Raw genomic sequence first — 19,206 nt, 5'->3', positions numbered from 1 at the left:
GCCCAGCAAAAAAAACAGCCCCGGACCGGGGCTGTTTTTCATTCCGCGCGCGAACGGATCAGAGTTCGTCCTGCAAGCGCCGCGCCAGCTCGGCGCGCGTCATCTGCGGGAAGTGGCGCTGCAACAACTGGTCCAGCTCTTGCTCGAACAGCTGCCACGGCGACAGTGCGGCGGGAGACGATTCCTCGCTGCGGGCGACGATCATGCCGGCGGCCACCGTGCCGTTGCTGAGCCTGTCGATCAGGATCAGGCTGCCGCTGCCGCGGCAATCGCGGTACGGATCGAACGCCGCCGGGCTATTGAGGGAAATCCGGCACAGGCCGATCTCGTTCAGCGCCAGCGCGCCGGCCGGGCTGTCCTGCAGCGTGTTGACGTCGGTGCGATGCAGAATGGTTTCGATGCGGCCGGTCACGTACTTGCCGGCCAGCTTGAAGCCGTACTCCTTGCCCGGCCGCAGCGGCTCTTCCCCCATCGCCACCAGATGGGCGTCGAAGCTGCGCGACACTTGCGGCCGCGCCTCGTCGGCGCGCACCAGCATGTCGCCGCGGGAAATATCGATCTCGTCCTCCAGCGTCAGCGTCACCGCCTGACCGGCGCAGGCTCGGGACAGGCGGCCGTCGAAGGTGACGATGTCCTTGACCCGGCTTTCCTTGCCGGAAGGCAGCGCCACCACCGCGTCGCCCGGATGCACGGCGCCGCTGGCGATGGTGCCGCAGAAGCCGCGGAAATCCAGGTTGGGCCGATTCACGTACTGCACCGGCAGACGGAAGGCGGACAGCGGCGCGTCGTGGCCGATCTGTATCGTTTCCAGCAGATGCATCAGGGTCGCGCCCTTGTACCACGGCGCGGCCTCGGTGCGGCTGACCACATTGTCGCCGCGCAGCGCGGAGATCGGCACGAAATGGATGTCAGGGATGTCCAGGTGCTCGGCGAAGGTCAGGTATTCGTCGCGGATGCGGTTGTACACGTCCTCGCTGTAATCCACCAAGTCCATCTTGTTGACCGCGACGATCACGTGGCGGATGCCCAGCAGGCTGACGATGTAGCTATGGCGGCGGGTCTGCGTCTGCACGCCGCGCCGCGCGTCGATCAGGATGATGGCCAGGTTGCTGGTGGACGCGCCGGTGGCCATGTTGCGGGTGTACTGCTCGTGGCCCGGGCAGTCGGCAATGATGAATTTGCGCTTCTCGGTGCTGAAATAGCGGTAGGCGACATCGATGGTGATGCCCTGCTCGCGCTCGGCCTGCAGGCCATCCACCAGCAACGCCAGGTCGATCTCCTGGTCGGTGGTGTTGTACTTTTTCGAGTCGCGCTCGATCGCCGCCAGCTGGTCCTCGAAGATCAGCTTGGAATCGTGCAGCAGCCGGCCGATCAGCGTGGACTTGCCATCGTCCACGCTGCCACAGGTGATGAAGCGCAGCATGTCCTTGTTCTCATGCTGGCTCAGGTATTCCAGGATATCCCCGGCGATCAGTTCGGATTGGTGAGACATCAGAAATACCCTTCCATTTTCTTCTTTTCCATCGAGCCGGCGCTGTCGTGGTCGATCAGCCGGCCCTGCCGCTCGGAGGTTTTGGTCAGCAGCATCTCCTGGATGATTTCCGGCAGCGTGGCGGCCTCGGACTCCACCGCGCCGGTCAGCGGGTAGCAGCCCAGCGTGCGGAAGCGCACCTTGCGCGTCTGGATGCTGGCCTTTTCCTCCGGCGTCAGGTACTCGAGGATGCGGTCGTCGTCGATCATGATCAGCATGCCGTCGCGCTCCACCACCGGGCGCTCGGCGGCGAAATACAGCGGCACGATCTCGATGCCTTCCAGATAGATGTATTGCCAGATGTCCAGCTCGGTCCAGTTGGACAAGGGGAACACGCGGATGCTCTCGCCCTTGTCTATCTTGCCGTTGTAGATGTTCCACAGTTCCGGCCGCTGGCTTTTCGGGTCCCAGCGGTGGTTCTTGTCGCGGAACGAGTACACGCGCTCCTTGGCGCGGCTTTTCTCCTCGTCGCGGCGCGCGCCGCCGAAAGCCGCATCGAATTTGTGCTTGTTCAGCGCCTGCTTCAAACCCTCGGTCTTCATCACATCGGTATGCTTGGCGCTGCCGGCGGTGAACGGGTTGATGCCGGCATCCACGCCGTCCTGGTTGATGTGGACGATCAGGTCCCAGCCGTTTTCCTTGGCCTGCTTGTCGCGCAGCGCGATCATTTCGCGGAATTTCCAGGTGGTGTCGACGTGCATCAACGGGAACGGCGGCTTGCCGGGATAGAACGCCTTTTTCGCCAGATGCAGCATCACCGCGGAGTCTTTGCCGATGGAATACAGCATTACCGGGTTCTCGAATTCCGCCGCCACCTCGCGGATGATGTGGATGGACTCCGCCTCCAGTTGCTGGAGGTGGGTCAGCCTTGCTTGATCGATATCCATGCTTGCAGCCTGTTCTATGGTTGCAGCCAATCTACCGGAAATATTCGCAGGCATTCAAAACCGATTGGATATATCAATATAAGCTTAGCAAATCTTAAAAACTTCAAAGCTGGAATATGGATTTCGCACAAGCCCTCCATCCGATGACAGTGTAAGATCAATGCAGACAATCAATTAAAGTTTTCCAAGACGATGTCGATAAGAGCACCAAGTGGCCTCGCGCCACACCGTGCCATACCAAAAAGACCGCGGCGCAAGACCGCAACCGTGATGACAGCTTGGCAATCCGCCCTAAATAGCAACATGCCCGCCTGACGGCAGATCAGGCGGCTCGGGAGACAACGTCATGTCATCCACATCCATCAGCGCCAGCGCCGGTCCGCTTGACGTACAGTCCATCGTCAGCCAATTGATACAGGCCGACTCGCAGCCGCTTACCCAAAGCCAGCAGCGCGTCAGCAACTTCCAGTCCGAGCTCAGCACGCTGGGACAGGTCAGCTCGGCGCTGTCCAGCCTGCAGAGCGCCGCCACCACGCTGTCGTCCGGCACCTTCCTGCAACAGTTCTCAGCCACCTCGTCGGACACGACCGTGGCCAGCGTCGCGACCACCACCGGCGGCACAGCGGGCACTTACTCGCTGAACGTGACGCAGATGGCGCAGTCGCGGCAGCTGGTATTCGACCAAACCTCCGGCGGAGCCGCCATCACCGACCAGAACGCCACGCTGGCCGGCGCGCCGTCATCGCTGACCTTCAACGTCGGCGGCACCAGCAGCACGGTGCAGCTGGGCAGCAATGCATCGTTGGCATCCGTCGCCAGCAGCATCAACGGCGCCGGCATCGGCATCAACGCCTCCATCGTGCAGTACAACAACAATTATTCTCTGGTGCTGAGCTCCGCCCAAGGCGGCACCACCAACAGCTTCTCCATCACCTCCGGCGGCACAGACAGCAACGGCACCTCGGGCAATACGCTGGCCGGCCTGCAGCAAAGCAGCACCGCCGCCAGCGAATCGACCAATGCACAGAACGCGTTGATGACGGTAAACGGCGTCAACGTCTCGTCCAGCAGCAACAACGTGACCAATGTGGTCAACGGCGCCAGCATCACGTTGGAAAAGCTAGGACAGACCACCATCAATATGAGCCAGAACACGTCGGGCATCGCCTCGACGCTGCAGACGTTCATCACGGCATACAACCAAGTGGTCAGCACCACCAACTCGGCCACCACCAGCTCTACCACGGTAGGCAGCACGCCGGCCAATACCGACATCAGTTCCGACCTCACCGGCCTGCACGAGCAACTGGCCGGCCTGCTCGGCACCCCGGTGCCGGGCGTGGATCCGGTCAACTCCTACGCCTATCTGGCGCAGGTAGGCATCACCCAGAACGCCGACGGCACGCTGTCGCTGAACTCCACTACTTTCAACGCGGCGCTGGCGGCCAACCCGAACGCCGTCACCAATCTGTTCGGCAACGCCCAAAACAACGGCATCGGCAACGTGTTCAACTCCACCATCAACTCGCTACTGGGGCCAGGCGGCATGATCACCAGCGACCAGAACAATCTCAACACCCAGGTGACCTCCGAGCAGCAATTGCAGCAGCAGCTGCAAAGCCAGCTGAGCACCGAGCAGACCAACCTGTTGACCGAATACTCCAACCTCAACAGCGAACTGGCGCAAATGGAACAGTCCTCCACCAGCATGGCCAACCTCATCGGCTGATCCTGGCCGGCCATGCTGGACCTTGCAGGCGGCATCCCTTCTGGAGGCCGCCTTTTCTTTTGGCGTATACTCTTGCGAACCGGGCCGCTTTGAGCGGCACCCGGAACTCGAACCCCGCCAATCCGTCCGATTCCCATGACTCCCGACATCAATCCATCCCGCCGCCAGCTGCTGCAGATGCTCGCCCTCGGCGCCGGCGCCGGCATATTGCAAGGATGCAGCTCCATGTCCTCCCCCGCGCAGCCCTCTCAGGCCAGCCTCCGCCTTTATCTGACCGCCTGCTCCGGCATCGTGCCGGAAAAGCAGCGCCAGCTGGCCTTGCCGCGCCTGGCGCATGCAGGTTTTTCGCTGGAAAACGCCGCCGCGCTGGACCGCTCCTACCAACGCTTCGCCGGCACCGACGCCGAGCGGCTGTCCGACCTGCAGGCGCTGCTGAACCAGCCGCAATGGCCGCAACTGATCATGGCCGGCCGCGGCGGCTACGGCGCGATGCGCCTGCTGCCCCGGCTGGACCTGGCGCGGCTGGGCGCGCGGCTCAAAGAATCCCGCTCGCTGCTGATAGGCTACAGCGATTTCTGCGCGATCCAGCTGGCCCTGCTGGCCAAGACTGGCGCCGGCAGCTTTGCCGGGCCGATGCTGGGCGATTTCGGCAGCGCCGCGCCCAACGCCTACGCGATCAACGAATTCATCGCCGGCATCTCCACGCCGCAGCGCAGCCTGCGCATCGCCGGCTCTCAGCCTCAAGCCCGCGGCGAGGGCATTTTCTGGGGCGGCAATCTCAGCGTGCTCTCCAGCCTGGCCGGCACCCCCTACCTGCCCGACATCAAGGGCGGCCTGCTGTTCCTGGAGGATGTGGGCGAGCAGCCGTACCGTGTCGAGCGGATGCTGCAGCAGCTGCATCTGGCCGGCGTGCTTGGCAAGCAGAAAGCCATCTTCCTTGGCGATTTCTCGATGCAGCGGCATGTTGACGTCTACGATCCGCACTACAACTTCGACGCCGTGGTGGCAGAGCTGCGGCGCATCAGCGGCGTGCCGGTGTTCACCGGGCTGCCCTTCGGCCACATCGCCGCCAAAACCACCATGCCGCTGGGCTTCCCGGCTCGCTTCCAGGCCGAAGGCGACGGCGTGACGTTGCAGTTCCTCGACTACCCCACGGTGGACGCCTCCGCCATCCAGATTCCGGCGCTGCTGGCGGAGCGGCCCGTCTGAAAATGCCATTCGCTTGACCGGACGGCCAGGCTGGTGCAATTTGGCTGTCCGCGTCCCGCCCATCGCATGAATGATCAGGAAATCGCATGATCCGCAGCCAGAATCTCCTGGCCGGCCCCTTGCTGGCCGGTCTGCTCGTCCCGTTCGCCGCCCTTGCCGAAGGCTATCAGACCCCGCCGCCCGAGCTGGCGGCGCTGGTCGATGCCCCGCGCACGCCGCTGCAGTCGCTGAATCCCCGCAACGATACCGTGCTGCAGACGCACCGCCCCGGCCTGCCTGGCATCGCCGACGTCGCCCAGCCTGAGCTGAAGCTGGCGGGGCTGAGACTGAATCCCAAGATGCGCGCGGCCAGCCGCTTCGATTTCGGCAACGCGCTGTCGCTGCTCGACGTGGCCAGCGGCAAAAGCCGCGCCGTGACCGGCCTGCCGGCCAAGCCGCGCATCGCGGACAGCGCCTGGTCGCCGGACGGCAAGCAGGTGGCGCTGAGCCTGTGGGGCGAGCGCGGCGTGGAGCTATGGCTGCTGGACGCGGCCAGCGCCCGCGCGCGCCGGCTGGGCGATTTCCATCTGAACGCCGCCAGCGGCCGCGGCTTCGCCTGGATGGGGGGCCAACAGCTGCTGGTCAAACGGCTCCCAGCCGGACAAGGCCCGGCGCCGGAGAAACCAGCCGCGCCGGCCGGCCCCAACATCCAGCAAAGCGCCGGCGGCGCGCTGTCGCAAACACGGACTTATCCCGACCTGCTGAAAACGCCTTACGACGCCGACTTGCTGGACTACGAGCTGAACAGCCAGCTGGCGCTGGTGGACATGAGCGGCAAGATGAAGCTGATCGGCAAGCCCGACCGCTACCTGTCGGTGCAGGCCTCGCCCGACAGCCAATACCTGCTGGCGACGCGCTTGCTGCGCCCCTATTCCACCCTGGTGCCGATCAGCCGCTTCCCGCGGCTGGTCGAAGTGATCGACCTGCAGGGCCGCAGCGTGCGCCAGGTTGCCAAGCGCGCGTTGCTGGAACGGATGCCGTCCGGCAATGACGCGGTGGCGACCGGTCCTCGCGAAATCGGCTGGCGCGCCGACGCGCCGGCCACGCTGTTCTGGGCGGAAGCGCAGGATGGCGGCGATCCGTCGGTGGACGCCAAGGTGCGCGATGCCTTGTTCCTGCAGCCGGCGCCGTTCAAGCAAGCGCCGTTCAAGCTGCAGGAGTTGGCCAGCCGCTTCGCCGACGTCCAGTGGGGACGAAACGATCTGGCCTTGGTCAGCGAGTACTGGTGGAAAACGCGCGATTTGAAGGTCTGGCGCGTGCGTCCCGCCGAGCCGGGGCTGCCGCCGGCGCTGCTGAGCCAGCGCAGCTCCGAAGACCGCTACGCCGACCCAGGCAGCCCAGCCATGATCAGCAACGCCGACGGCTTGCCGGTGCTGCAGACCAGTCCGGATGGCGGCAGCCTGTACCTGCTGGGAGACGGCGCAAGCCCCGAGGGCGACCGCCCCTTCATCGACCGTCTGAGCCTCGCCGACAACAAGACCACCCGGCTATGGCGTTCGCAAGCGCCATGGTACGAAGCCCCGCTGGCGGTGTTGAACGGCGGCGAGCGCGCGCTGCTCAGCCGCGAGCAGGCCGACGCGCCGCCCAATTTGTACCTGAAAGCCCTGGACCAGACCGGCGGGCTGAGACAACTGACCTTCTTCCCGCACCCGACGCCCCAGCTCAAGAATGTGCAGAAGCGGCAGCTGCGCTACAAGCGCGCGGATGGCATAGACCTGACCGCCACGCTGTATTTGCCGCCCGGCTACGACGCCAAGCGCGACGGAGCCCTGCCGATGCTGATGTGGGCCTACCCCGCCGAGTTCAAGAGCGCCGACGCCGCCGGCCAGGTCACAGACTCGCCATACCGCTTCAACCGCGTCGGCTACTGGGGGCCCGAAGCGCTGCTGGCGCGCGGCTACGCGGTACTGGACGATCCCTCCATGCCGATTGTCGGCGCCGGCAAGCAGGAGCCCAACGACAGCTACCTGCCGCAGTTGAAGATGGACGCGCAGGCTGCGGTGGACGAGGTGGTGCGGCTGGGCGTGGCCGACCGCGACCGCATCGCCATCGGCGGGCACTCGTACGGCGCCTTCATGACCGCCAACCTGCTGGCGCACACCCGGTTGTTCCGCGCCGGCATCGCCCGCTCCGGCGCCTATAACCGCACGCTGACGCCATTCGGCTTCCAGTCGGAAGAACGCAATTTCTGGCAAGCCAAGGACGTGTACCAAGCCATGTCACCGTTCAACTACGCCGAGCAGATCAAGGACGCCCTGTTATTGATCCATGGCGAAGCGGACAACAATCCCGGCACCTTCCCGATCCAGAGCGAGCGGATGTACCAGGCGCTGCAAGGCCTGGGCGCCACGGTGCGGCTGGCGATGCTGCCGGCGGAAAGCCATGGCTACCGCGCCCGCGAATCCATCCTGCACATGCTGTGGGAAGAAGACCGCTGGCTGGATCAATACGTCAAGCATGCCAAACCGCGCGTTCAGGAAACCCGAGCGCAATAAATCCATCGACGCCGAACCGATAGGTTTTAACCGGTTTGGCTGATGCGAAGGCAAAACACCTGAAGCCCGGCAAGGCCGGGCTTCAGGATTTTCCACAAACAAAACCGGCGAATGCGGGCTATCTTTTCCTTCGTTATCCTATTTTCCGCCTTGGCAAACCTGAAAATCGGCAAAATGCCGCTCAGCCCGCGTTTTCCCTGCCGCACATGCATATTTCAGCTTGCGCTTTGATTCTGTGTGTACAAAATTGATTATGGCGAGCATTGCATTTCTTTAATAACGCTTGCCGGTAAAAGCGGAAAATCCCATGCACAAGGATAGCGGCCACCGCCTTCACATCGAACAGCCAGGCCGGCCCAGGCTGTATCAATTCGATGATCTGCCAGGTTACGAAGTGGTAGGCGTGATCACCCTCGCCGGCCGAAGCGGCGCCTTGGTCAGGAAATACAGCAACGGCATCTACAGCATCGCCAATTCAGGCATATTGCGGCCATTGGATCAGCGGCGGGTGAAAATGGCGCTGGGCATCGGCACCAATGCCGGCGCGCCTCCCAAAATGCAGGGCGGCGCGCGCCATAATGTTTATCTCGACGCCGAAAGCATCGATATCGCGATGGAACTGGGGGGCGGGAACATCAGCAAAGGCATCCGGCTGGCGCTGAGAATCCGCGCCGACGCCGACTGCGACGAATTGCCCAAGCCGGCGGCCGCTTAAGCCGAATGGCGAAATCCGGGCGCCGCGCGATGGCCGTTTGGCCAGCCGGCTACGCTATTTGGCAGGCAAAGAAATGGGCGCCCCGGTCAAACCGGCGCGCCCATCCTCTACCGTGTCGGATCAGCCGTATTGCCGGGCGAAATCCTGCATGAAGTTGACCAGCGACTTCACGCCCTCGATCGGCATCGCGTTGTAGATCGACGCGCGCATGCCGCCCACCGCGCGGTGGCCCTTCAATTGCGCCAGGCCGTTCTTGCGCGCCTCCAGCAGGAAGATCTCGTCCAGCGACTCGTCCTTCAGCTTGAACACCACGTTCATCTTGGAGCGGAACGGCTGCTCGATGTGGGTGGAGTAGAAGCCGCCGCTGCTGTCGATCACGTGGTACAGCAGCCCGGCTTTTTCCTCGTTGCGGGTGGCGATGCCCTTGACCCCGCCCTGCTCCTTCAACCACTTGAACACCAGGCCGGCGATGTAGATCGGGTAAGTGCCCGGCGTGTTGTACATCGAGTCGGCGTCAGCATGAACCTGGTAGTTGAGCATGGTCGGAATGTCGGCGCGCGCCTTGCCCAGCAGTTCCTCGCGGATCACCAGCACGGTCAGGCCGGACGGGCCGATGTTCTTCTGCGCGCCGGCATAGATCATGCCGAAGCGGCTGACGTCGATCTCGCGCGACAGGAAGTCGGACGACATGTCGCAGACCAGCGGCACGCCATGCTGCTCGGCCGGGATGTACGGAAACTGCAGGCCGCCGATGGTCTCGTTGGAGGTGTAGTGCAGGTAGGCGGCGTTCGGATCGCGCTGCCAGCTTGCCTCTTCCGGGATGTAACAGAAGTTGCGGTCCTCGCTGCTGGCGGCCACATTCACCTTGGCATAGCGCTTCGCTTCCTTGATGGCCAGCTTGGACCAGTGGCCGGTATTGACGATGTCGATGCGGTCCTTGTCGCCCAGCAGATTCAACGGCGCCATCGCGAACTGCAGCGACGCGCCGCCCTGCAGGAACAACACCTTGTAACCGGCCGGAATGCCCATCAACTGGCGCAGATCCTGTTCGGCGTCATGGATGATCTCCATGAACTCCTTGCCGCGATGGCTCATCTCCATCACGCTCATGCCGGAGCCGTGCCAATCCAGCAACTCGCTTTGCGCCTCGGCCAGCACCTGGTGCGGCAATACGGCGGGACCGGCGGAAAAGTTGTACACCTTGGCCATGTCTATCCTCTGTGTCTTTGCGTGTATCGGGTCAGCCAGCTCCGGGCTGCGTCGCTACGAGTGTATAAAAAAACCGGCGTCTCCCGCCAGGGATGCGCCGGTTTGTCTACGGACAGTACGAACAAACTGTTCAATTGGTCAGCAGGAAATGGGCTCGCGCCACCGCCACCGGCTTGGAGCGGTCGTCCTGCCAGGCCTCGATCAATACATGCGCCACCCGCTTGCCCTGCTTGGTGATCTCGCACTGGGCGAACAGCGTTTGCGGCCGGCCGGGCCGCAGATAATCCAGCGAAAAATCGACGATCTTCGGCGCTTCCAGCGATTCGCGGTTCCACATCAGATGTATCATCGCCGCGCTTTCCATGAAGCCGCCGATCAGCCCGCCGTGCAGCGCCGGCAACGTGGTGTTGCCGACATTGCGCGGGAGGAACGGCAGCTCGAAGCGCAGCTCGCCCTGCTCATCCTCGGCCATCACCGTGCCCATCAGCTTGACGTAGGGCAGCGCGTCCACGACCTCTGCGTAGGCCTTGCGGTCGCGCAGCCCGGCGAAGCGTTGCATGAATTCGCTCATTGCCCGCCCTCCTGCACCATCGGCGTACGGCTGGACTCGCGCATGAAAGTGGCCACGCCGTGCGCGATCGGGTCGGCCGGATCGTCGTGATAGCACACCGCGCGGGTGAAAGCGATCTGGCTGGCCAGCCGGTAGCACTCGGCGGTGCAATGGATGGCCTTGCCCGGCGTCGCCGATTTCAGATAGTCGATGCGCAGATCGAGCGTGGCGATGGTTTCCACCTCCGCCAGCTGCGCGGTGACGGCGATGGCGCTGCAGGTGTCCACCAGCGAGGTGATCACCCCGCCGTGCAGGATGCCGGTGGCCGGATTGCCGACCAAGTCCTCGCGCCACGCCAGCTTCAGCGTGGGCTTGCGCCCCTCGGTGCCGACATATTCGAAACCCAGGGTCGCGCAGTGCGGGAAGGAGACGAAGAGCTGGCTCATCATCTCCAATACACGGGGATTGGCCGGTGTCGGAATCATCACGCCTCGCCTTGCTCCGCCGCGGCGTCGCCGTCAACTTCGCTCTCGCCTTCCGCGCACTCGGCTTCGGATTCGGCCACGATCTCCAGGCCGATCAGCTTCTCGCCATCGTCCAGGTTGATCAGGCGAACGCCCTGGGCCGAGCGGCCGGTTTCGCGCACTTCCGCCACCTTGGTGCGGATCAGCACGCCGCCGGTGGTGATCAGCATGATGTCGTCGGTTTCCTCCACCAGGCTGGCCGCCACCAGCTTGAAGCCGGTCTTGTCGGTCAGGTCCATGGCGATCACGCCCTGGGTGCCGCGGCTGGTGCGGCGGAAATCGCCGACGCAGGTGCGCTTGCCGTAGCCGCCGTCGCTGGCGGTCAGCACCATCTGCTCTTCGGAGTTGGTCACCAGCAGGGAAATCAGCTTCTGGCCTTCGCCCAGCTTCATGCCGCGCACGCCGCGGGAGGTGCGGCCCATCGGACGCACCTGGCTTTCGCTGAAGCGCACCGACTTGCCGGCGTCGGAGAACAGCATCACCTGATCGCCCTCTACAGCCTGGGCGTCTTCGATCAGCTCGCCTTCGATGATGGTTTCGTCTTCGGACGCCACGTCATCTTCGTCATCGCCCTGGCCCGCCACGCTCTTGCCGCAGGTCAGCGCCACGCCCACCAGATAGTTGCCCTCATCCAGATTGATGGCGATGATGCCGGCCGCGCGCGGCTTGGAGAAGGCGCGCAGCGGCGTCTTCTTCACCGTGCCGTCGGCAGTGGCCATGAACACGTATTGATCGTCGCGGAACTCCTTGACCGGCAGCAGCGCGTTGATCTTCTCGCCCTCTTCCAGCGGCAGCACGTTGACCATGGGCTTGCCGCGGCTCTGGCGGCCGCCCTGCGGCAGGTCGTACACCTTGCGCCAGTAGCAGCGGCCGCGGCTGGAGAAGCACAGCACGTAGTCGTGGGTGTTGGCGACGAACAGCGTCTCGATGAAGTCGTCGTCCTTGGTGGCCGCCGCCTGCTTGCCGCGGCCGCCGCGGCGCTGCGAGCTGTAGTCGTCGATCGGCTGCGCCTTGATGTAGCCGGTGTGCGAGATGGTCACCACCATGTCCTGCGGGGTGATCAGGTCTTCGATATTGATGTCGCCGCCGTACGGCTCGATTTCCGAGCGGCGCGCGTCGCCGAACTGAGCGCGAATGGCGTTCAGCTCTTCACTGATGATCTGGCTGATGCGCTCCGGGCGGGCCAGGATGTCCAGCAGGTCCTGGATCACGTCCATGATCTCGCGGTATTCGCCGACGATCTTGTCCTGCTCCAGGCCGGTCAGGCGCTGCAGGCGCATGTCCAGAATGGCCTGGGCCTGGGTGTCGGACAGGTGATAGCCGTCGTCCTTCATGCCGAAGGACGGGTCGATGTTCTCCGGACGCGCCTTGTCGCCCTCGACGCGGGACAGCATGTCCTCCACCAGCGACGAGCGCCAGGCGCGCGCCATCAGCGAGGCCTTGGCTTGCGGCGGCGCTTCGGACGCCTTGATCAGCGCGATGATCTCGTCGACGTTGGACAGCGCGACGGCCAGGCCTTCCAGCACGTGGCCGCGTTCGCGCGCCTTCTTCAGTTCGAAGATGGTGCGGCGGGTGACCACTTCGCGGCGGTGGCGCAGGAATTCTTCCAGAATCTGCTTCAGGTTCAGCAGGCGCGGCTGGCCGTCGACCAGCGCCACCATGTTCATGCCGAAGCTGTCCTGCAGCTGGGTCATCTTGTAGAGGTGGTTGAGCACCACTTCCGGCATTTCGCCGCGCTTGAGCTCGATCACCACGCGCATGCCGGACTTGTCGGACTCGTCGCGCAGGTCGGAAATGCCCTCGATCTGCTTGTCGCGCACCAGTTCGCTGATGCGCTCCAGCAGGCGGGCCTTGTTCACCTGGTACGGAATCTCGTCGACGATGATCGCTTCGCGGTCGCCCTTGCCGATCGGCTCGGTGTGGGTGCGCGCGCGCATGATCACGCGGCCGCGGCCGGTGCGGTAGCCTTCCTTGACGCCGGCGGTGCCGTAGATGATGCCGGCGGTCGGGAAGTCCGGCGCCGGGATGATGTCGATCAGCTCGTCGATGGTCAGCTCGCTGTTGGCCAGCAGGGCCAGGCAGGCGTCCACCACCTCGTTCAGGTTGTGCGGCGGAATGTTGGTGGCCATGCCCACGGCGATGCCGGACGAGCCGTTGACCAGCAGGTTGGGGACCTTGGCCGGAAGGATCAGCGGCTCATGCTCGGAGCCGTCGTAGTTGGGGCCGAAATCCACGGTTTCTTTTTCGATGTCGGCCAAGAGCTCGTGCGCGATGCGCGCCATGCGGATTTCGGTGTAACGCATCGCGGCGGCGTTGTCGCCGTCCACGGAGCCGAAGTTGCCCTGGCCGTCCACCAGCGGGTAGCGCAGCGAGAAGTCCTGCGCCAGGCGCACGATGGTGTCGTACACGGCGGTGTCGCCGTGCGGGTGGTATTTACCGATCACATCGCCAACGATACGGGCCGATTTCTTATAGGCGCGGTTCCAGTCATTGGACAGCTCGTGCATCGCGAACAGCACGCGGCGGTGCACCGGCTTCAGGCCGTCGCGCACGTCCGGCAGCGCCCGGCCCACGATCACGCTCATCGCGTAATCCAGGTAAGAACGGCGCATCTCCTCTTCGAGGCTGATGGGAAGCGTTTCCTTGGCGAACAGGTTATCGGTCATAAGTATCTTGATTCGTAAGGATGATCCGGCCAGCGCGGCGGCGGCGCGCTTCGCATGTGCGATTTCGCGCCCGCACCGGCGCTAGCCGACGGATGTGACAATCTTTCCATTCTACCACGAAAGGCATGGCCTATGCCTGCGGCGCAAGCGCGGCGGGCCGCATGCGGCGCGGCGTCGGGCATATGCGAGGCATCGGGATGCGCGCCTTCGCGGCGGGCATAAAAAAGGAGGGCCGAAGCCCTCCGCAAGTCTTGTAGCCAGGAGTGTTACAAGAAAAACTCAGTTCCAGTTCTGCGGCAGCTTGTAGCCGGCGAACTTCTGTTTGGTGTAGGACTTGAACGCCGGCGAATTGTAAGCGGCGACCACGTCCTTGGCCCAGGGCTTGCCGGCGTCCGCCGCGCGCACCACGCCCCAGTTCACGTAGGCGTAGCTCTTCTCCTGGAAGACGGCGTCGGTCAGCTTGATGCCGGAGCTGGTGGCGTAGTTGCCGTTGATCACGGCGAAGTCCACGTCGCTGCGGGAGCGCGGCAGTTGGGCGGCTTCCAGCGGCACGATCTTCACTTTCTTCACGTTGTCGGCGATGTCGCGCTCGGAAGCGGTCAGCGGATTGATGCCCGGCTTCAGCTTCACCCAGCCCAGATCGCTCAGCATCACCAGCGCGCGGGCGAAGTTGGACGGATCGTTAGGCGCGGCGATGGTCACGCCCGGCTTCACGTCCTTCAGCGACTTCAGCTTGCCCGGGTAAATGCCCAGCGGCGCGGTCGGCACCTGGAACGCCTCTTTCAGCGACAGCTTGTGCTCTTTGGCGAAGTTGTCGAGGTAGGGCTTGTGCTGGAACACGTTCACGTCCAGCGAGCCTTCCTGCAACGCCAGGTTCGGGCGGACATAATCGGTGAACTCCACCAGCTTCACGGCGTAGCCCTGCTTTTCCAGCTGGGGCTTGATCGACTGCTTGACCATGTCGCCGAAGTCGCCGACGGTGGTGCCGATGACGATCTGCTTCTTGGCCGGGTCGGCGGCCAGAACCTGGCCGGACAGCGCCAGGCCCACGATGGATGCGGCAACTGCCTTGATCACGAATCTACGCATTATTCTCTCCTTTAAATTTTGAAATCAGCGCTTGTCGAGTTTTGCCGCCAGGCGGTTGCCCAGCAGCTGGATGATTTGCACCAGCACCACCAGCAGCAGCACCATCGCCACCATCACGTCGGTCTGGAAGCGGTAGTAGCCGTAGCGGATGGCGAGATCGCCGATGCCGCCGCCGCCCACCACGCCCGCCACCGCGGTGTAGCTGAGGAAGCTGATGGTCAGGATGGTGAGGCTGGAGATCAGGCCGGAACGGGCCTCGTTCACCAGCACCTTGAAGATGATCTGGGCCGGACTGGCGCCCATCGCCTCGGCCGCCTCAACCACGCCGCGCGGAATCTCGCGCAGCGTCTGCTCCACCAGGCGGGCGAAGTACGGAATGGCGGCGAAGGACAGCGGCACCGACGCGGCCACCGGCCCGATGGTGCTGCCCACCAGCGCGCGGGTCAGCGGAATCAGCACCACCATCAGAATGATGAAGGGGAAGGAGCGCACCAGATTCACCAGCCAGCTCAGCACGCCGTTGACGGTGCGGTTGGCGAACATCTGGCCGGGCTGGGACAGATACAGGATCACGCCCAGCGGCCCGCCAAGCAGAATGGCGGCGGCCAGGCCTACGCCCAGCATCACGCCGGTCTCCAGAATGGCCTGCCAGATTTCCGGGCCCATGGATTGCAGGTTCTGCAGCGCTTCGTTCAGAGTTGCGGCATCCATTTACGCGGCCTCCAGCAGCGAGCGGGCCAGATCGGAATCGGCCTCCACTTCGCGATTGTTCACATCGACCACCTCCACCACGCGCCCCTGGTCCAGCACGGCGGCGCGATGGCAGATGCTGCGCACCACGTTCATTTCATGGGTGACAATCACTACGGTGACGCCGAAGCGCGCGTTGATATCCTGCAGGCAATCCAGAATGGATTGAGTGGTTTTCGGGTCCAAAGCCGAGGTCGGCTCGTCGGCCAGGATCACGTGCGGCCGCGGCGCCAGGGCGCGGGCGATGCCGACGCGCTGCTTCTGGCCGCCGGACAGCTGGGCCGGATAATGGTTGGCGCGGTCTTCCAGGCCGACCACGGCCAGGCACTCGGCGACGCGCTTTTCAATGTCGGCCTTGCTCCAGCCGGCGATCTCCAGCGGGAAGGCGACATTGCCGGCCACGGTGCGGTTGGCCAGCAGATTGAATTGCTGGAACACCATGCCGATGTTTTGACGAGCCGCGCGCAGCTCCTTGGGAGACAGGCTGGTCAAATCCTGGCCGTCGACGATCACCGCGCCGGCGTCCGGGCGTTCCAGCAGATTGATCAGACGCAGCAAGGTGGATTTGCCGGCGCCGGAGAAACCGATCAGGCCGAAGACTTCGCCAGCCTTGATGGTCAATGAGGTTTCCGCGACGGCGTCGAACCAGCCGCCCTCGGGGCGACGGAACCGTTTACGGATATTTTGCAGATGAATCATTCCAAACACTCCCAAAAGCATAAAGCCCACCGATTGCTGCGGCGGGCTTTGCTGTGGAAGTCTTCGGAATATTCCGGGAGACTTATGTAGACAGGTTTAGGTGTTGCTGGGTCTGTCTACCCACGCTTTAGCTGTTTTACGCCCGCAAGCTGTGTTCAAATCGGCGATAAATTTGATTGAGATTGAACATCTTTTTTCGCTTAGCGTCAACACCCTTTTGAAAAAATATAAGCAATCGTCTCGTTATTGCGAAAAATTCTTTGCAATATAATTGCAAGGAATTTTCATATTTCTCTTGGTTATATTTATCCCTACAACGGACGGATCTCCGCGCACAGCGGCAAATGGTCAGACAAACCGGACCACGGCCGCCCGCCCAACACCCTGGCCGACTCCACCTTCAGGCCGCGCACATAGATGCGGTCCAGCGCCAGCATCGGCATACGCGCCGGAAAGCTTTGCGCATGGCGGCCATGCAGCGTCAAAAACGCCTCCTCCAGACCCAGCTCCTGCCGCAGCAACGCGCTGGCCTCGCCGCGCCAGTCATTGAAGTCCCCGGCCAGGATCAGCGGCAGATGGTCCGCTATCCCCTGCCGCACGTAATCGGCCAGGCCACGGTATTGCCTGCGCCGATCGAAGGCCAGCAAATTGAAATGGCCGCACAGCGCCACCACCGGCTGCGGCCAGCCATCCGGCTGCAGCAAACACTGCAACACGCCGCGGCTCTCGAAACGATTGACCGAGATATCGCGATTGCACCACTCGCGGACATGAAAGCGCGTCAGCAAGGCATTGCCGTGATGGCCGTGCCGGTAGCTGGCGTTCAGCCCGTACACCGCGCGATGCGCCAGCCTGCCGGCCAAATAGTGGTGCTGCGGCTGGACAGGCCAGATCTGGTGGCGCAAAGCCCGCTCCAGGTTCTTGCCCTGCACCTCCTGCAAAAACAGCATGTCCGGCGACAAGTCCGCCAAAGCCTCGGCCATGCCGCCCACCTTCACATGCCGGTTCAGCGGGGACATGCCCTTGTGGATGTTATAAGTGCATATCGTGATACTTTTCATAGTATTATCAATGACTTGAAGCAATCATTCAGAGTTGAGCCTCAGCAAGAAAGCGCCCCATCGATTCATTAAAAATCAAATGCTTGTGCAGCGCTCTCAGCCTAAGCATGTGAACCAGCTTCCTATATTTTACGACACGCCCCGGCCTCCGATGCGAGCCTCTGCCGCGCGCCCGTCATTCGGAATAGACCACCTCGCCATGCAAGCTCAAACCGCGAGCGCATAAAGTCGCCGCTCGTCTAATTCCGCTTGGCAAACAGTCGCCGCCTATAGTAATTTGAATTTGTACAATTTCAAAAAAACAACCGCATGGACATTTCCCGCATGCCGACCATCCATCGCCAGCCATCCGCCATCCCCATGGCCGGGCACCCGGTGCGCGCCGGGTTTCCGTCTCCGGCCAGCGACCACATGGATAACGCCATCAACCTGCACGACTACCTGGTGGCCGACCCGCTGGCCACCTTCATGGTGCGGGTTCGGGGCGACTCGATGCGCGACGCCGGCATCCTGGACAACGACATCCTGGTGGTCGACAAAGGCCTGCCGCCCCGGCATGGCGATATCGTGATCGCCGCGATGGACGGCGAGTTCACCGTCAAGCGGCTGCACCGCAAGGAAGGCCAGTGCCTGCTGCTCGCCGCCAACCCGGCCTACCCTGCCATTGAGCCCGCGGATGGCCAGGAGTTGCAAATCTGGGGCGTGGTGACCGCCTGCGTGAGGAAGCTGAAGTGAGCGTTCTCGCCCTGGTGGACGGCAATAACTTCTACGCCAGCTGCGAGAGGGTGTTTCGGCCAGACCTGGCGGACAAGCCCATCGTGGTGCTCAGCAACAACGACGGCTGCGTGGTGGCCGCCAGCGCCGAAGCCAAAGCATTGGGCTTCCAGATGTTCGGCCCTTATTTCGAAATCGCCGGCCTGTGCCGGAAACACGGCGTCACGGTGTTTTCCAGCAATTACGCGCTGTACGGCGACATGAGCCGGCGCATGATGGCGATACTGGCCCAGCACGCCCCAAGCCAGGAAGTCTATTCGATTGACGAGTGCTTTCTGGATCTGGCCGGCGTGTCCGACACCGATGCGCTGGCTCGGCGGATGCGGGAAGACGTGCGGCGCCGCATCGGCATTCCGGTCAGCGTCGGCATCGGCCCCAGCAAAACGCTGGCCAAGCTGGCCAACCACGTTTCCAAGCGGGTGGCGGGCTGGGACGACGGCGTATTCGACTGGAGCTGGCTCTCCCCGGCCGAAACCGACGCGCTGATGGCGCGGCTGCCGGTCGGCAAGGTCTGGGGTGTCGGCCGCAGGCTGGCGGCCAAGCTGATCGACGAACATATCGATACCGCCCTGAAGCTGAAGCGCGCCGACCCGCGCTGGCTGCAGCGGAATTTCAGCGTGACGCTGGAGCGCACGGCGGCGGAGTTGAACGGCGCCAGCTGCCTCCGCCTGGAAGACGCGGCGCAGCCGCGCCAGCAGATCATCTCCAGCCGCTCTTTCGGCGAAAAAACCGCCGACCTCGCCGTGCTCACCGCCGCCGTCAGCCATCACATCGCCCGCGCCGGCGAAAAGCTGCGCGAGCAAGGCAGCGCGGCGCGGCTGGTCGGCGTCAGTGTGCGCACCAGCCCTTTCGGCGACGATCCCTACCACGGCTACACCATCGTGCCGCTGGTCCACCCCAGCGACGACACCATGGCGCTGGCCGGCGCGGCGCTGGCCGGGCTGCGCGCCGTCTACCGACGTGGCCTGCGTTACCAGAAAGCCGGCGTGGTGCTGATGGAGCTGTCCCCCCGCGAACAAGGGCAGGCCGACTTGTTCGCCGCCGCGCCCGACCCGCGCCGGCAACGGCTGATGCGGACGCTGGACACGATCAACCAAACCTACGGCCACGGTTGCGTCAAGCTGGCGTCGGAGGCGCTGACGCCCAATTGGGAAATGCGCCAGGACGTGCGGTCATCGAGATACACGACGCGGCTGGATGAGCTTTTAAATATCCGCTAAGCCGCGCGCTTCCGTTCTACGCGGCACTCAGCGCCTGATGTTTCCATTCCGGCCCTCTT

Annotated in this window: 17 protein-coding genes; 7 read left to right on the top strand and 10 right to left on the bottom strand. The window is 63.5% G+C overall.

Going from position 1 to position 19,206, the window contains the following annotated elements; translation table 11 throughout:
* Positions 1-58: 58 nt before the first annotated feature.
* Together cysN and cysD are read right to left on the bottom strand one after the other, a co-directional pair.
* Complete coding sequence (cysN, locus tag ACX17K_RS01395; protein WP_493773371.1) at positions 59-1,492, bottom strand: sulfate adenylyltransferase subunit CysN; 1,434 nt, start codon at positions 1,490-1,492, stop codon at positions 59-61.
* The gene (gene cysD / locus ACX17K_RS01390) at positions 1,492-2,418 is read right to left on the bottom strand and encodes a sulfate adenylyltransferase subunit CysD (protein WP_493773370.1); all 927 of its coding nucleotides are present in this window, start codon (positions 2,416-2,418) and stop codon (positions 1,492-1,494) included. The genes cysN and cysD overlap by 1 nt, the downstream gene beginning before the upstream one ends.
* A gap of 346 nt (positions 2,419-2,764) precedes the next feature.
* Here cysD and fliD point away from each other — a divergent pair, with 346 nt between their 5' ends.
* The 5 genes from fliD to ACX17K_RS01365 all read left to right on the top strand — a co-directional run bounded on the left by fliD (position 2,765) and on the right by ACX17K_RS01365 (position 8,605).
* On the top strand, positions 2,765-4,147 hold the full coding sequence (gene fliD, locus ACX17K_RS01385) for a flagellar filament capping protein FliD (protein WP_493773369.1): 1,383 nt from the start codon (positions 2,765-2,767) through the stop codon (positions 4,145-4,147).
* A gap of 135 nt (positions 4,148-4,282) precedes the next feature.
* Complete coding sequence (locus ACX17K_RS01380) at positions 4,283-5,356, top strand: LD-carboxypeptidase (protein WP_493773368.1); 1,074 nt, start codon at positions 4,283-4,285, stop codon at positions 5,354-5,356.
* Positions 5,357-5,442: 86 nt separating this feature from the next.
* Positions 5,443-7,890, top strand: a complete 2,448-nt coding sequence (locus tag ACX17K_RS01375) for a S9 family peptidase (RefSeq protein ID WP_493773367.1) — start codon at positions 5,443-5,445, stop codon at positions 7,888-7,890.
* Positions 7,891-7,925: 35 nt separating this feature from the next.
* Complete coding sequence (locus ACX17K_RS01370) at positions 7,926-8,141, top strand: hypothetical protein (protein WP_493773366.1); 216 nt, start codon at positions 7,926-7,928, stop codon at positions 8,139-8,141.
* 56 nt (positions 8,142-8,197) lie between these two features.
* A complete protein-coding gene (locus tag ACX17K_RS01365; protein WP_493773365.1) occupies positions 8,198-8,605 on the top strand; it encodes a hypothetical protein in 408 nt (135 codons plus the stop codon).
* A gap of 120 nt (positions 8,606-8,725) precedes the next feature.
* Here the strand turns inward: ACX17K_RS01365 and serC are convergent, their stop codons facing one another.
* The 8 genes from serC to ACX17K_RS01325 all read right to left on the bottom strand — a co-directional run bounded on the left by serC (position 8,726) and on the right by ACX17K_RS01325 (position 17,153).
* On the bottom strand, positions 8,726-9,814 hold the full coding sequence (gene serC / locus ACX17K_RS01360) for a 3-phosphoserine/phosphohydroxythreonine transaminase (RefSeq protein WP_493773364.1): 1,089 nt from the start codon (positions 9,812-9,814) through the stop codon (positions 8,726-8,728).
* A gap of 130 nt (positions 9,815-9,944) precedes the next feature.
* Positions 9,945-10,385 (bottom strand): PaaI family thioesterase, encoded by a 441-nt coding sequence (locus ACX17K_RS01355; protein ID WP_166439266.1) that lies wholly within the window; start codon positions 10,383-10,385, stop codon positions 9,945-9,947.
* Positions 10,382-10,849, bottom strand: a complete 468-nt coding sequence (locus tag ACX17K_RS01350; protein WP_231155159.1) for a PaaI family thioesterase — start codon at positions 10,847-10,849, stop codon at positions 10,382-10,384. The genes ACX17K_RS01355 and ACX17K_RS01350 overlap by 4 nt, the downstream gene beginning before the upstream one ends.
* The gene (gene gyrA, locus ACX17K_RS01345) at positions 10,849-13,554 is read right to left on the bottom strand and encodes a DNA gyrase subunit A (RefSeq protein WP_493773363.1); all 2,706 of its coding nucleotides are present in this window, start codon (positions 13,552-13,554) and stop codon (positions 10,849-10,851) included. Before gyrA ends, ACX17K_RS01350 begins: the two co-directional genes overlap by 1 nt.
* Before the next feature lie 279 nt (positions 13,555-13,833).
* On the bottom strand, positions 13,834-14,643 hold the full coding sequence (locus ACX17K_RS01340) for a MetQ/NlpA family ABC transporter substrate-binding protein (RefSeq protein WP_347752645.1): 810 nt from the start codon (positions 14,641-14,643) through the stop codon (positions 13,834-13,836).
* Positions 14,644-14,667: 24 nt separating this feature from the next.
* Positions 14,668-15,354, bottom strand: a complete 687-nt coding sequence (locus ACX17K_RS01335) for a methionine ABC transporter permease (RefSeq protein ID WP_021476763.1) — start codon at positions 15,352-15,354, stop codon at positions 14,668-14,670.
* Complete coding sequence (locus ACX17K_RS01330) at positions 15,355-16,092, bottom strand: methionine ABC transporter ATP-binding protein (protein WP_166439269.1); 738 nt, start codon at positions 16,090-16,092, stop codon at positions 15,355-15,357.
* A 311-nt stretch (positions 16,093-16,403) separates the two neighbouring features.
* Positions 16,404-17,153 carry an endonuclease/exonuclease/phosphatase family protein gene (locus ACX17K_RS01325; protein ID WP_021476761.1) on the bottom strand — a complete coding sequence of 250 codons (750 nt, stop codon included), beginning with the start codon at positions 17,151-17,153 and terminating at the stop codon, positions 16,404-16,406.
* Positions 17,154-17,462: 309 nt separating this feature from the next.
* On the opposite strand from ACX17K_RS01325, the gene ACX17K_RS01320 reads away from it, so the two are divergent.
* Both ACX17K_RS01320 and ACX17K_RS01315 read left to right on the top strand, forming a co-directional pair.
* Positions 17,463-17,888, top strand: coding sequence for a LexA family protein (locus tag ACX17K_RS01320; protein ID WP_493773362.1), 426 nt, complete (start codon positions 17,463-17,465; stop codon positions 17,886-17,888).
* Positions 17,885-19,147 carry a Y-family DNA polymerase gene (locus ACX17K_RS01315; protein ID WP_493773361.1) on the top strand — a complete coding sequence of 421 codons (1,263 nt, stop codon included), beginning with the start codon at positions 17,885-17,887 and terminating at the stop codon, positions 19,145-19,147. Before ACX17K_RS01320 ends, ACX17K_RS01315 begins: the two co-directional genes overlap by 4 nt.
* Positions 19,148-19,206 lie beyond the last annotated feature (59 nt).

This window comes from Chromobacterium sp. INPA-IVC, assembly GCF_059047085.1.
Note: the sequence above shows the minus strand (reverse complement) of the source record. Positions and strands in the feature narration are given on the sequence as shown.

Coding starts and splice junctions, on each gene's coding strand:
- ACX17K_RS01325 (WP_021476761.1), bottom strand. CDS start 17,153: ATGAAAAGTATCACGATATGCACTTATAACATCCACAAGGGCATGTCC.
- ACX17K_RS01340 (WP_347752645.1), bottom strand. CDS start 14,643: ATGCGTAGATTCGTGATCAAGGCAGTTGCCGCATCCATCGTGGGCCTG.
- cysN (WP_493773371.1), bottom strand. CDS start 1,492: ATGTCTCACCAATCCGAACTGATCGCCGGGGATATCCTGGAATACCTG.
- ACX17K_RS01350 (WP_231155159.1), bottom strand. CDS start 10,849: ATGATTCCGACACCGGCCAATCCCCGTGTATTGGAGATGATGAGCCAG.
- cysD (WP_493773370.1), bottom strand. CDS start 2,418: ATGGATATCGATCAAGCAAGGCTGACCCACCTCCAGCAACTGGAGGCG.
- ACX17K_RS01335 (WP_021476763.1), bottom strand. CDS start 15,354: ATGGATGCCGCAACTCTGAACGAAGCGCTGCAGAACCTGCAATCCATG.
- serC (WP_493773364.1), bottom strand. CDS start 9,814: ATGGCCAAGGTGTACAACTTTTCCGCCGGTCCCGCCGTATTGCCGCAC.
- ACX17K_RS01375 (WP_493773367.1), top strand. CDS start 5,443: ATGATCCGCAGCCAGAATCTCCTGGCCGGCCCCTTGCTGGCCGGTCTG.
- ACX17K_RS01380 (WP_493773368.1), top strand. CDS start 4,283: ATGACTCCCGACATCAATCCATCCCGCCGCCAGCTGCTGCAGATGCTC.
- gyrA (WP_493773363.1), bottom strand. CDS start 13,554: ATGACCGATAACCTGTTCGCCAAGGAAACGCTTCCCATCAGCCTCGAA.
- ACX17K_RS01320 (WP_493773362.1), top strand. CDS start 17,463: ATGGACATTTCCCGCATGCCGACCATCCATCGCCAGCCATCCGCCATC.
- fliD (WP_493773369.1), top strand. CDS start 2,765: ATGTCATCCACATCCATCAGCGCCAGCGCCGGTCCGCTTGACGTACAG.
- ACX17K_RS01355 (WP_166439266.1), bottom strand. CDS start 10,385: ATGAGCGAATTCATGCAACGCTTCGCCGGGCTGCGCGACCGCAAGGCC.
- ACX17K_RS01365 (WP_493773365.1), top strand. CDS start 8,198: ATGCACAAGGATAGCGGCCACCGCCTTCACATCGAACAGCCAGGCCGG.
- ACX17K_RS01330 (WP_166439269.1), bottom strand. CDS start 16,092: ATGATTCATCTGCAAAATATCCGTAAACGGTTCCGTCGCCCCGAGGGC.